Annotated in this window: 11 protein-coding genes; 3 read left to right on the plus strand and 8 right to left on the minus strand. The window is 68.8% G+C overall.

What is annotated here, in order from left to right:
- Positions 1-554: 554 nt before the first annotated feature.
- From ACGFY9_RS46240 to thyX, 3 genes are all read right to left on the minus strand, one after another.
- The gene (locus tag ACGFY9_RS46240; RefSeq protein ID WP_393764764.1) at positions 555-2,240 is read right to left on the minus strand and encodes a ribonuclease J; all 1,686 of its coding nucleotides are present in this window, start codon (positions 2,238-2,240) and stop codon (positions 555-557) included.
- 128 nt (positions 2,241-2,368) lie between these two features.
- Positions 2,369-3,268 (minus strand): 4-hydroxy-tetrahydrodipicolinate synthase, encoded by a 900-nt coding sequence (gene dapA, locus ACGFY9_RS46245; protein ID WP_393764766.1) that lies wholly within the window; start codon positions 3,266-3,268, stop codon positions 2,369-2,371.
- 211 nt (positions 3,269-3,479) lie between these two features.
- The gene (gene thyX, locus ACGFY9_RS46250) at positions 3,480-4,220 is read right to left on the minus strand and encodes an FAD-dependent thymidylate synthase (protein WP_393764768.1); all 741 of its coding nucleotides are present in this window, start codon (positions 4,218-4,220) and stop codon (positions 3,480-3,482) included.
- A gap of 213 nt (positions 4,221-4,433) precedes the next feature.
- Here thyX and ACGFY9_RS46255 point away from each other — a divergent pair, with 213 nt between their 5' ends.
- Entirely contained in the window at positions 4,434-4,673 is a 240-nt protein-coding gene (locus ACGFY9_RS46255; RefSeq protein WP_393764770.1) for a hypothetical protein, read from the plus strand.
- Positions 4,674-4,795: 122 nt separating this feature from the next.
- Positions 4,796-5,350: a hypothetical protein gene (locus ACGFY9_RS46260; protein ID WP_393764772.1), complete on the plus strand. Its 555-nt coding sequence runs from the start codon at positions 4,796-4,798 to the stop codon at positions 5,348-5,350.
- Between the two features lie 105 nt (positions 5,351-5,455).
- On the opposite strand, the gene ACGFY9_RS46265 is transcribed toward ACGFY9_RS46260, so the two are convergent.
- The 5 genes from ACGFY9_RS46265 to rpsO all read right to left on the minus strand — a co-directional run bounded on the left by ACGFY9_RS46265 (position 5,456) and on the right by rpsO (position 10,955).
- Positions 5,456-5,908 (minus strand): hypothetical protein, encoded by a 453-nt coding sequence (locus ACGFY9_RS46265; protein ID WP_393764774.1) that lies wholly within the window; start codon positions 5,906-5,908, stop codon positions 5,456-5,458.
- Position 5,909: 1 nt separating this feature from the next.
- On the minus strand, positions 5,910-6,662 hold the full coding sequence (gene dapB / locus ACGFY9_RS46270) for a 4-hydroxy-tetrahydrodipicolinate reductase (protein WP_393764776.1): 753 nt from the start codon (positions 6,660-6,662) through the stop codon (positions 5,910-5,912).
- A gap of 42 nt (positions 6,663-6,704) precedes the next feature.
- Positions 6,705-8,084, minus strand: a complete 1,380-nt coding sequence (locus tag ACGFY9_RS46275) for a M16 family metallopeptidase (protein ID WP_393764778.1) — start codon at positions 8,082-8,084, stop codon at positions 6,705-6,707.
- A complete protein-coding gene (locus tag ACGFY9_RS46280; RefSeq protein ID WP_393764780.1) occupies positions 8,081-10,303 on the minus strand; it encodes a polyribonucleotide nucleotidyltransferase in 2,223 nt (740 codons plus the stop codon). Before ACGFY9_RS46280 ends, ACGFY9_RS46275 begins: the two co-directional genes overlap by 4 nt.
- A 364-nt stretch (positions 10,304-10,667) precedes the next feature.
- On the minus strand, positions 10,668-10,955 hold the full coding sequence (gene rpsO / locus ACGFY9_RS46285; RefSeq protein WP_019064787.1) for a 30S ribosomal protein S15: 288 nt from the start codon (positions 10,953-10,955) through the stop codon (positions 10,668-10,670).
- Positions 10,956-11,259: 304 nt separating this feature from the next.
- Here rpsO and ACGFY9_RS46290 point away from each other — a divergent pair, with 304 nt between their 5' ends.
- The gene (locus ACGFY9_RS46290; RefSeq protein ID WP_328678178.1) at positions 11,260-11,541 is read left to right on the plus strand and encodes a DUF397 domain-containing protein; all 282 of its coding nucleotides are present in this window, start codon (positions 11,260-11,262) and stop codon (positions 11,539-11,541) included.
- Positions 11,542-11,688: the final 147 nt, after the last annotated feature.

Consider the following 11,688-nt stretch of genomic DNA (forward strand, 5'->3'; position numbering starts at 1 on the left):
TCAACATACCTGGCGTTGATTTTTGGCACGCTGTTGAGTTCTCAAGGAACGGACGCTTCCTTTGTACTCACCCTCTCGGGCTTTCCTCCGGGCTTTTCCCTTCGGTCTTGCGTTTCCGACTCTATCAGACCGTTTCCGGCTCCGATTTCCTCGGTGCTTTCCAGGTTTCCGCTTCCGCGTTTCCCTTTCCGGCGGTTCCGACTTTATCAGAAGTTCTGAGTCGGATTTTCCGGCCCTTCGGGAGTGGCTCCCGTACACGCGAAGTGTCCGGGTTCCCCCTCAGGCGGAGCCGTAAACGTACTGGAGCGGGGGGGGGGGGGGGGGGGGGGGGGGGGGCGGGGGCGCGGGGGGGGGGGGGGGGGGGGGGGGGGGGGGGGGGGGCGGGGGGGGGGGGGGGGGGGGGGGGGGGGGGGGGGGGGGGGGGTGGGGCGGGCGGGCGCGGGCCCCCCCCCCCACCCCGCCCCCCCCCCCCCCCCCCCCCCCCCCCCCCCCCCCCCCCCCCCCCCCCCCCCCCCCCCGCTCCAGGTTCACGCGTACGAGGGGTCGTACGACGGTCAGACCTCCACGACGACCGGGAGGATCATCGGCCTGCGCCGATAGTTGTCGGAGACCCACTTGCCCAGCGTGCGGCGGATCAGTTGCTGCAGCTGGTGGGGTTCCACCACGCCGTCCTGGGCCGAGCGCTCAAGGACCTCCGTGATCCTCGGGACCACGTCCACGAAGGCAGAGTCCTCGATGCCCGAGCCGCGGGCCTGGATGTGCGGGCCGCCCGTGATCTTGCCGGTGGACGAGTCCACGACGACGAAGACCGAGATGATGCCCTCGTCGCCCAGGATCCTGCGGTCCTTCAGCGCGGGCTCGCCGACATCGCCGACCGAGAGGCCGTCGACGTAGACGTAACCCGCCTGGACCTTGCCCGAGATCTTGGCCTTGCCCTCGATGAGGTCGACGACCACGCCGTCCTCGGCGATGACGATGCGGTCGTGCGGGACGCCTGTCATGGCGCCCAGTTCGGCGTTGGCCCGTAGGTGACGCCATTCGCCGTGGACCGGCATCAGGTTCTTCGGCCGGCAGATGTTGTAGAAGTACAGCAGCTCGCCGGCCGAAGCGTGTCCGGAGACGTGGACCTTGGCGTTGCCCTTGTGGACGACGTTGGCGCCCCAGCGGGTGAGGCCGTTGATGACCCGGTAGACCGCGTTCTCGTTGCCCGGGATGAGCGACGAAGCCAGGATCACCGTGTCGCCCGCGACGATGCGGATCTGGTGGTCCCGGTTGGCCATGCGGGACAGGGCGGCCATCGGTTCGCCCTGCGAGCCCGTGCAGACCAGAACGACCTGACTGTCCGGGAGGTCGTCGAGCGTCTTGACGTCCACGACCAAGCCCGGCGGGACCTTGAGATAGCCGAGGTCTCGGGCGATGCCCATGTTGCGGACCATCGAGCGGCCGACGAAGGCGACCCTGCGGCCGTACTCGTGGGCCGTGTCCAGGATCTGCTGGATGCGGTGGACGTGGCTGGCGAAGCTCGCCACGATGATGCGCTTGCGCGCGCCGCCGAAGACCTGTCGCAGGACGTTCGAGATGTCGCGCTCGGGCGGGACGAAACCCGGGACCTCGGCGTTCGTCGAGTCGGCGAGGAGCAGGTCGATGCCCTCCTCGCTCAGCCGTGCGAACGCGTGTAGATCTGTCAGCCGGCCGTCCAGCGGGAGCTGGTCCATCTTGAAGTCGCCGGTGTGGACGACCATGCCCGCGGGGGTGCGGATGGCGACCGCGAGCGCGTCCGGGATCGAGTGGTTGACCGCGACGAACTCGCAGTCGAAGGGGCCGATGCGCTCGCGGTGCCCCTCGGCGACCTCCAGCGTGTACGGCCGGATGCGGTGTTCCTGGAGCTTCGCCTCGATGAGCGCGAGGGTCAGCTTGGAGCCGATCAGCGGGATGTCCGCCTTCTCGCGAAGGAGATACGGGACACCACCGATGTGGTCCTCGTGGCCGTGCGTGAGGACGATGCCGTCGATGTCGTCGAGGCGGTCCCTGATGGACGTGAAGTCCGGCAGGATCAGGTCGATTCCGGGCTGCTCCTCCTCGGGGAAGAGCACGCCGCAGTCGACGATGAGCAGACGGCCGCCGTATTCGAAGACCGTCATGTTCCGGCCGATTTCCCCGAGGCCGCCGAGTGGGGTGACCCTCAGGCCGCCTTCGGGGAGCTTGGGCGGCGGGGCGAGTTCAGGATGCGGATGACTCAAAAGACTCTCCTACCCATGCGCGCCACGTACCTGTGGGCACGTGGCGCGCATGACGTTCGTGCAAATGCAGTTATCGGATGTGGGGTGCGGGCGCCGAAGCCCCGCGTATTGAGTTGTGAAGTCCGTTGTCAGAGCTGTACCCCGCCGGCGGCAAGATCGATCTTGAGCTGGGCGATCTCCTCGGGCGAGCACTCGACCATCGGTGAGCGCAGCGGTCCGGCGGGCAGTCCCTGGAGGGTGAGCGCGGCCTTGGTGGTCATGACGCCTTGGGTGCGGAACATGCCGGTGTAGACGGGGAGCAGCTTCTGGTGGATCTCGGTGGCCTTCTGGACGTCACCGGAGACGTACGCCTCCACCAGGGTGCGCAGTTCGGGTGTGACCACATGGCCGACGACCGAGACGAAGCCGACCGCGCCCACGGAGAGCAGCGGCAGGTTCAGCATGTCGTCGCCGGAGTACCAGGCCAGGTCGGTCCGGGCGATGGCCCAGCTGGCGCGGCCGAGGTCGCCCTTGGCGTCCTTGTTGGCGACGATCCGCGGGTGCTCGGCGAGTCGGACCAGTGTGTCGGTGCCGATCGGGACGCCGCTGCGGCCGGGGATGTCGTAGAGCATGACCGGCAGTTCGGCGGCGTCGGCCACGGCCGTGAAGTGCCGGTAGAGGCCCTCCTGCGGGGGCTTGTTGTAGTACGGCGTGACGACGAGCAGGCCGTGCGCGCCGGTGTGTTCGGCCGCGCGGGCGAGTTCGACGCTGTGGTGGGTGTCGTTCGTGCCGACGCCGGCGATGACGTGGGCGCGGTCTCCGACCGCTTCCAGTACGGCTCGTACGAGATCCGCTTTCTCCGCGTCGCTGGTGGTCGGGGACTCACCGGTGGTGCCGTTGATGATCAGGCCGTCGTTGCCTGCGTCCACCAGGTGGGTAGCGAGCCGCTGAGCGCCGTCGAGGTCGAGTGCGCCGTCCGCCGTGAACGGCGTGACCATGGCGGTGAGGACCCGCCCGAAGGGGGTCTGCGGAGTGGAGGTCGGAGCCATGGGTAACACGCTACTCGCTGCTCAATGCGGGGTCTGCCTTAGGGGCAGGCGACAAGTCGTGACAAATATGGAGCCCGGCACTGCCTGCTCGGGGGTTCAAGCAGTGCCGGGTCCGTTTGATCAGGCTAGATGAACTTCTCTAAATGCCGCAATACGGACACTTCACACGGCCCATCCGTACATGTGTGCCCGATCGGCAAACAGAGGTGCGCTACGGGGCGACACGGCCGTTGGCATTGAAGGCGGCGTAGGTGAGCGGCATGAGCTTGGCCCACTGCTCCTCCATCTTCTCGCCGACCATCTCGATCTCCCGCTGCGGGAAGGACGGGACCTTCGCCAGCTCGTGCTGGGTGCGCAGTCCGAGGAAGTGCATCAGCGAGCGTGCGTTGCACGTGGCGTACATCGAGGAGAAGAGGCCTACGGGGAGGACGGCACGGGCGACTTCGCGGGCGACGCCGGCGGCGAGCATCTCCTGGTACGCCTCGTACGACTGGCGGTACGAGTCCTCCATGGCGCGGCCGACCAGCTCCTGCTGGGCCGCGGTGCCCTCCACGAAGACGTACTTGCCCGGGCGGCCCTCCTGGACCAGCTTGCGGGACTCCCCGGGGACGTAGAAGACCGGCTGGAGCTCCCGGTACCTTCCCGATTCCTCGTTGTACGACCAGCCCACCCGGTGCCGCATGAACTCGCGGAAGACGAGGATCGGGGCGCTGATGAAGAACGTCATCGAGTTGTGCTCGAAGGGGCTGCCGTGCCGGTCCCGCATCAGGAAGTTGATCAGGCCCTTGGAGCGCTCGGGGTCCTTGCCCATCTCGTCCAGGGACTGCTCGCCGATCGTCGAGACGCGGGCGGCGAAGAGCACGTCCGCGTCGGACGCGGTGTGCTTGACCAGCTCGACGGTCACGTCACTGCGGAAGCTGGGCTTGAGTTCGTCGGCGGGGGTGTCGGTCACGGCTCGGCGGGTCCTTCCATCACGTCTCTCGGGCGGCGCCCACTCTACGGCCCGGCACTGACATCGGGGCGTTCGGTGCCGTGCCGCGACATTCATTGGCGAACTTCTGCGAATTCGGTGAAACAGGGCACCAATTGGGGCGTTCGCTCGTCTGTCTTGGTGAGAGCCACCCGTTCGATCCCGATTCGACCCCAGAGGGGAGAAGCACCACCGATGTTCCGTCGGCGCGAACCCGTTCCGTTCGCCTTCATCGCCGAGACCGACCGCTTCCGCAGCAATGTCACCCCGCCGCCGCGTGAGCGTGCGTCCGCCGGTCAGATAGCCGGGCGTTGGCTCCTGGGCCTCACCATCATCGCCGGAATCGTGGGCTCCCTGGTCCTCGGGATGCCGGCGCTGTCCCAGGACAACCTCTCGACACAGAACCAGCAGTCCCAGGCCGCCGACAATCGCTGACCTGGCGCGCAGCCGTACAGCTGACCATGACTCATCCGGACCCCCAACGGTGGTGAGCGGGAACACGGCCGGATAGCCTCACCGGGCACAGCCCACGCATGGATTCAGTGAGGACACCAGCCGTGCCCCTGCCCTTCCTTACGGCCGACCGCGCATTCGAGGCCGCGGACGAGCTCGCGCTGCCGTTCGACGACCGCGACCGCTGGCGGCGCCCCTACCGGCCCGGACCGTGGCGGGTGGCGGTGGCGGCGCTCGTGCTGCTGCTCGCGTCGTACGTGCTGTTCGCCGCGGTCATCATCGCGTTGACCGGCTCGCGGTCCGAGGCCGCGGTGATCCTCGGCATCGCGCTGGCCGTCATCCTCTGTGCCCTGCGGCTGCTGCGCATGGGCGTGTGGGTGAGCGCGCGCGGGCTGCGCCGGGTGCGGTTCCTCTTGACCCTCACGGTGCGGTGGGACCGGGTCGTCGCCGTGCGCACGGTGCAGCAGCCGGTGCGCTGGCTCGGACTGCCGCGCACGGTGCAGGGGCAGGCGCTGGTCCTCGTACGCAAGGACCGTGCTCCGGAGGACGTGACCGCCCTGCTGACCACGCACGACATCGACTTCGTGGCGCGGGCCTCCTCCTTCGACCGGGCCGCGGACTCGGTCGAGGTGTGGTCCGACGAGTACCGGCGGAGCTGACCGCCCGACAGCAGCCGTAAGCCGAGCAGCCGTAAGCCGAAGGGCCCGTCCGCAGTGAGTGCGGGTCGGCCCCTTCGGCGTGCGGCTGGGTGTCGTCCTTACGGGTCAGGCCTGGACGGGGCGGCCGTCGTGCAGGGCGATCGCGCGCTGCATCGCCTTGCGGGCGCGCGGGGTGTCGCGGGCGTCGTGGTAGGCGACGGCGAGACGGAACCAGCTGCGCCAGTCGTCGGGGGCCGCCTCCGTCTCGGCCTTGCGTTTGGCGAAGACCTCGTCGGCGGAGTCGCGGTCGATGCGGCCGCCGGCGGTGCGCCTCAACTCGTCGACGGGCAGGCCGCCTTCGGCGTCGAGTTCGGCGGCGAGCTTGTTGGCGTTGCGGACGAACTGGGTGTTCTTCCAGAGGAACCAGATGCCGATCACCGGCAGGATCAGGACGGCGATCCCGAAGGTGACCGTGATGACCGTGCCCGACTGTATGAGCATGACGCCGCGGCTGCCGACCAGGACGAAGTAGAAGACCAGGACGGCGGCCGTGACGGCGTAGGTGAGTTTGGCGCGCATGTCAGCCCAGGTCCAGGAAGTGCTCCAGGCCGAAGGTGAGGCCCGGGGTCGTCACCACACGGCGGGCGCCGAGCAGGATGCCCGGCATGAAGCTGCTGTGGTGGAGCGAGTCGTGGCGGACGGTCAGCGTCTCGCCCTCGCCGCCGAGCAGGACCTCCTGGTGGGCCAGCAGGCCGCGTAGGCGGACAGAGTGGACGGGGATGCCGTCGACGTTCGCACCGCGCGCCCCGTCCAGGGCCGTGGTCGTCGCGTCCGGCGCCGGAGTCGAGCCGGCCTTCGCGCGCGCCTCGGCGATGAGCTGGGCCGTCCGCGTGGCCGTACCGCTCGGGGCGTCCACCTTGTTCGGGTGGTGCAGTTCGATGACCTCGACCGACTCGAAGTAGGGCGCGGCGATCTGCGCGAACTTCATGGTCAGTACGGCGCCGATGGAGAAGTTGGGCGCGATGAGGACGCCCGTCTCCGGGGAGGCGTCCAGCCAGCCGGTCAGCCGCGCGAGGCGTTCGTCGGTCCAGCCCGTCGTGCCGACGACCGCGTGGATACCGTGCCGTACGCAGAAGTCGAGGTTGTCCATCACCGAGGCGGGCGTGGTCAGTTCGACCGCGACCTGGGCGCCTGAAGGCGTGAGCGCCTCCAGGGAGTCGCCCCGGCCCAGGGCTGCCACCAGTTCCATGTCCTCGGCGGCCTCGACGGCTCGTACCGCCTCGGCGCCGATCCGGCCCTTGGCACCGAGGACCGCCACGCGCAGCTTGCTCATCGTTCTTGCTTCCTTACCGGATACGGATTCCGAAGGCGGGTGTTAAGCGACGGCGTCGTGCAGTCGGGCCGCCTGCTTGTCCTTGAGCGGGCCGATGACCGACAGCGAGGGCCGCTGTCCCAGGATCTCGCGGGCGACCTCACGGACCTCGTCCGGGGTGACCGACGCGATCCGGGCCAGCATGTCGTCGACGGACATCTGCTCGCCCCAGCACAACTCGCTCTTGCCGATGCGGTTCATCAGCGCGCCCGTGTCTTCGAGGCCCAGGACGGTGGAGCCCTGGAGCTGGCCGACGGCGCGGCCGATCTCGTCGTCGGACAGGCCGTGTTCGGCGACCTGGTCGAGTTCGTCGCGGCAGAGCTTGAGCACGTCGTGGACCTGCGAGGGCCGGCAGCCGGCGTAGACGCCGAAGAGGCCGCAGTCGGCGAAGCCGGACGTGTACGAGTACACGCTGTAGGCCAGGCCGCGCTTCTCCCGGACCTCCTGGAAGAGGCGGGACGACATGCCGCCGCCGAGGGCCGTGTTGAGGACCCCCAGCGCCCAGCGGCGCTCGTCGGTGCGCGCCAGGCCCGGCATACCGAGGACGACGTGCGCCTGCTCGCTCTTGCGGCCGATCAGCTCGACCTTGCCGGTGGAGCGCAACACGCGCCGGCCGTCGCGCGGGGCGATGGGTGCCGCCTCGGGGGTGCGGAAGGCGCCCGCCTTGTCGAAGGCCGCGCGGACCTGTCGTACGACCTTGTCGTGGTCGATGTTGCCGGCGGCCGCGACCACGAGGTGGGTCGGGTCGTAGTGCTTCTTGTAGAAGCGGCGGATGCGGTCCGCGGTGAGGGCATTGACGGTGTCGACCGTGCCGAGGACGGGGCGGCCGAGGGGGTTGTCGCCGAACATCGTGCGCGCGAACAGGTCGTGCACACAGTCGCCCGGGTCGTCCTCCGTCATGGCGATCTCTTCGAGGATGGCGCCGCGCTCGACGTTGACGTCGTCCTCACGGATGAGGGAGCCGGTCAGCATGTCGCAGACGACGTCGATGGCGAGCGGCAGGTCGGTGTCGAGCACGCGCGCGTAGTAGCACGTGTACTCCTTCGCCGTGAACGCGTTCATCTCGCCGCCGACCGCGTCGATCGCGGAGGAGATGTCCAGCGCGCTGCGCTTGTGCGTGCCCTTGAAGAGGAGGTGCTCCAGGTAGTGCGTGGCGCCGTTCAGGGACGGTGTCTCGTCGCGGGAGCCCACGTGTGCCCAGATGCCGAAGGTCGCGGAGCGGACCGAGGGCAGCGTCTCGGTGACGATGCGCAGGCCGCCCGGGAGGGTGGTCTTGCGGACCGTGCCGATGCCGTTGGTGCCCTGGATGAGGGTTTGGGTACGGGCGACGGCCCGCGCCTCCGAGGAGGTGCGGGCCGTCGTCGTGGTGCTGGTCGACGTCACTTGTCGTCGTCGTCCTTCTTGTCGTCCTCAGCGTTCTCTTCACCCTCGATGACGGGGATCAGGGAGAGCTTGCCGCGGGAGTCGATCTCGGCGATCTCGACCTGGACCTTCTGGCCCACGCCGACGACGTCCTCGACGTTCTCCACGCGCTTGCCGCCGGCGAGCTTGCGGATCTGCGAGATGTGCAGCAGACCGTCCTTGCCCGGGAGCAGCGACACGAACGCGCCGAAGGTGGTGGTCTTGACGACCGTACCCAGGTAGCGCTCGCCGACCTCCGGCATGGTCGGGTTGGCGATGCCGTTGATCGTGGCGCGGGCGGCCTCGGCCTGCGAGCCGACCTGGGCACCGATGTAGATGGTGCCGTCGTCCTCGATCGTGATCTCGGCGCCGGTGTCCTCCTGGATCTGGTTGATCATCTTGCCCTTCGGGCCGATGACCTCGCCGATCTTGTCCACGGGGATCTTGACGGTGATGATCCGCGGGGCGTTCGGAGACATCTCGTCCGGCGTGTCGATCGCTTCCATCATCACGTCGAGGATGTGGAGGCGGGCGTCACGGGCCTGCTTGAGGGCGGCGGCCAGGACGGAGGCGGGGATGCCGTCCAGCTTGGTGTCGAGCTGGAGGGCGGTCACGAACTCCTTGGTGCCGGCGACCTTGAAGTCCATGTCGCCGAAGGCGTCCTCCGCACCGAGGATGTCGGTGAGGGCGACGTAGTGCGTCTCGCCGTTGATCTCCTGGGAGATCAGGCCCATGGCGATACCGGCGACGGGGGCCTTGAGGGGCACACCGGCGTTCAGCAGCGACATGGTGGAGGCGCAGACCGAGCCCATGGACGTCGAGCCGTTCGAGCCGAGGGCCTCGGACACCTGACGGATCGCGTAGGGGAACTCCTCGCGCGTCGGCAGGACCGGGACCAGGGCGCGCTCGGCGAGCGCTCCGTGGCCGATCTCGCGGCGCTTCGGGGAGCCGACGCGGCCGGTCTCGCCGACGGAGTACGGCGGGAAGTTGTAGTTGTGCATGTAGCGCTTGCGGGTCACCGGGGAGAGGGTGTCCAGCTGCTGCTCCATGCGGAGCATGTTGAGGGTGGTGACGCCCAGGATCTGGGTCTCGCCACGCTCGAACAGCGCGGAACCGTGCACGCGCGGGATGGCCTCGACCTCGGCGGCCAGGGTGCGGATGTCGGTGACACCGCGGCCGTCGATGCGCTTCTTCTCCTTGATGACGCGCTCACGGACCAGGGACTTGGTCAGCGAGCGGTACGCGGCGGAGATCTCCTTCTCGCGGCCCTCGAACTCCGGGAGGAGCTTCTCGGCGGCGAGAGTCTTGACGCGGTCGATCTCGGCCTCGCGGTCCTGCTTGCCGGCAATGGTCAGCGCGGAGGCGAGCTCCGGGCGGACGGCGGCGGTGAGGGCCTCCAGGACGTCGTCCTGGTAGTCGAGGAAGATCGGGAACTCGCCGGTCGGCTTGGCGGCCTTCGCGGCGAGGTCGGACTGGGCCTTGCAGAGCACCTTGATGAAGGGCTTCGCGGCGTCCAGACCGGAGGCGACGACCTCCTCGGTGGGCGCCTCGGCGCCGCCCGCGACCAGCTGGATGGTCTTCTCGGTGGCCTCGGCCTCGACCATCATGATCGCGACGTCGCCGTCCTCCAGGACGCGACCGGCGACGACCATGTCGAAGACGGCGTCCTCAAGCTCGGTGTGCGTCGGGAACGCGACCCACTGGCCGTTGATCAGCGCGACGCGGACGCCGCCGACCGGGCCGGAGAAAGGCAGACCGGCCAGCTGCGTGGACGCGGAGGCGGCGTTGATCGCCACGACGTCGTACAGGTGGTCGGGGTTGAGGGCCATGATCGTGGCGACGACCTGGATCTCGTTGCGCAGGCCCTTCTTGAAGGACGGGCGCAGCGGGCGGTCGATCAGCCGGCAGGTGAGGATCGCGTCCTCGGAGGGACGGCCCTCACGGCGGAAGAAGCTGCCGGGGATCTTGCCGGCGGCGTACATCCGCTCCTCGACGTCGACCGTGAGGGGGAAGAAGTCGAGCTGGTCCTTGGGGTTCTTGGAGGCGGTGGTGGCCGACAGCACCATGGTGTCGTCGTCCAGGTACGCGACGGCGGAGCCGGCGGCCTGCTTGGCCAGGCGGCCCGTCTCGAAGCGGATGGTGCGGGTGCCGAAAGTGCCGTTGTCAATGACGGCCTCGGCGTAGTGGGTCTCGTTCTCCACTAGCGTTTTCTCCGTTACTTGTCGTCTTTCGTCCCTCCCCGCCCGTGTGGCGGGGGGACGGTGGCGGAGAAGCGCTGTCTGGTGCGGGCCGGTCTTCGATCGAAGCACCCGGGGCTTCATCCCCGGGGGCCACTACCGAGGACCGGCGGCGGCGAGGCGCGCTTCTCCTCTTCGTGGTCGTGCTCTGCCGCACGTGGTCGTGCGGTGTCGTGCAAGGTCATGCTGGGTCGTGCGTCCTGCGTTGTGCTACCACACTACAAAGCGTGAGTGACACTCCGCACGTTTCCGTACGTACGGGCAATCCGCACGTACGGCAAAGGGAGCGACTCCCGATCGTTTCGGGAACCGCTCCCTTCACGGCGTCCTACTTGGCGCCCGCCGCACCGCGGCGGATGCCCAGGCGGTCGACCAGCGCACGGAAGCGCTGGATGTCCTTCTTGGCCAGGTACTGGAGCAGCCGACGGCGCTGACCGACCAGGATCAGCAGACCACGACGGGAGTGGTGGTCGTGCTTGTGGGTCTTGAGGTGCTCGGTCAGGTCCGAGATACGGCGCGAGAGCATGGCGACCTGGACCTCGGGGGAGCCGGTGTCGCCCTCCTTCTGGCCGAACTCACTGATGAGCTGCTTCTTCGTAGCGGCGTCGAGCGACACGCGTACTCCTCGTAGTCTGAGATGTGCCACCGAGTGCCCCTGGTCCACTTCTCAGGGGAGCTTCCGTGACTCGGGAGGCGGGATCCGCTGGGCGCTGCCTCCAGAGCGGTGAGCTCCGGGGGTGCGTACACAAACGGCCGCTACACAGCGTACCAGCCTGGGGGGACACCTCGGTCCAGCTCCCTGAAGGGCCCTGACCGGGGCGGATACGGCCACTAGGGTGACTTCCGTCCATGGAAGGAACGAGCCTTCCATGGACGGAAGCGTGGAACACGTCGGTTCGTCCGGAAGGGGTCGCTTCGCCATGGCGGAGACGGAGCAGGAGATCAAGGCACGCAAGGAGCGGGAGCGGGACGAGCTGTACGCCCTCGACATCTCGGGTGTCGAGTGGCGCAGCGCGCCGGGCACGGAGGACCACGAGGAGCGCGTCGAGATCGCCGACCTGCCCGACGGCGCGGTGGCCATGCGCTCGTCGCTCGACCCCGACACCGTGCTGCGGTACACGGAGGCGGAGTGGACGGCCTTCGTGCTGGGCGCCAGGGACGGGGAGTTCGACCTGGAGCCGGCTCCGGAGGAGCAGCAGTAGTCGTACGGCCGTACACAGGCAGAAGGGGTGGGGCGCGGGGGGGGGGCCCCCCCCCCCCCCCGCTGGCGTTAAATGCCCCGGGCCGGCATGCTTTGGGGGGCGGGGGCCCAAACCCACGCCCACCCCCGAACAACCCCTTGCCCCGCG

The organism is Streptomyces sp. NPDC048504, from assembly GCF_043200035.1.
In the GTDB taxonomy this organism is placed as follows: domain Bacteria; phylum Actinomycetota; class Actinomycetes; order Streptomycetales; family Streptomycetaceae; genus Streptomyces.

Excerpts from the sequence above, each read along its gene's own strand:
- dapA (WP_393764766.1), bottom strand. The coding sequence starts at position 3,268 with ATGGCTCCGACCTCCACTCCGCAGACCCCCTTCGGGCGGGTCCTCACC.
- ACGFY9_RS46255 (WP_393764770.1), top strand. The coding sequence starts at position 4,434 with ATGTTCCGTCGGCGCGAACCCGTTCCGTTCGCCTTCATCGCCGAGACC.
- ACGFY9_RS46265 (WP_393764774.1), bottom strand. The coding sequence starts at position 5,908 with ATGCGCGCCAAACTCACCTACGCCGTCACGGCCGCCGTCCTGGTCTTC.
- dapB (WP_393764776.1), bottom strand. The coding sequence starts at position 6,662 with ATGAGCAAGCTGCGCGTGGCGGTCCTCGGTGCCAAGGGCCGGATCGGC.
- ACGFY9_RS46290 (WP_328678178.1), top strand. The coding sequence starts at position 11,260 with ATGGCGGAGACGGAGCAGGAGATCAAGGCACGCAAGGAGCGGGAGCGG.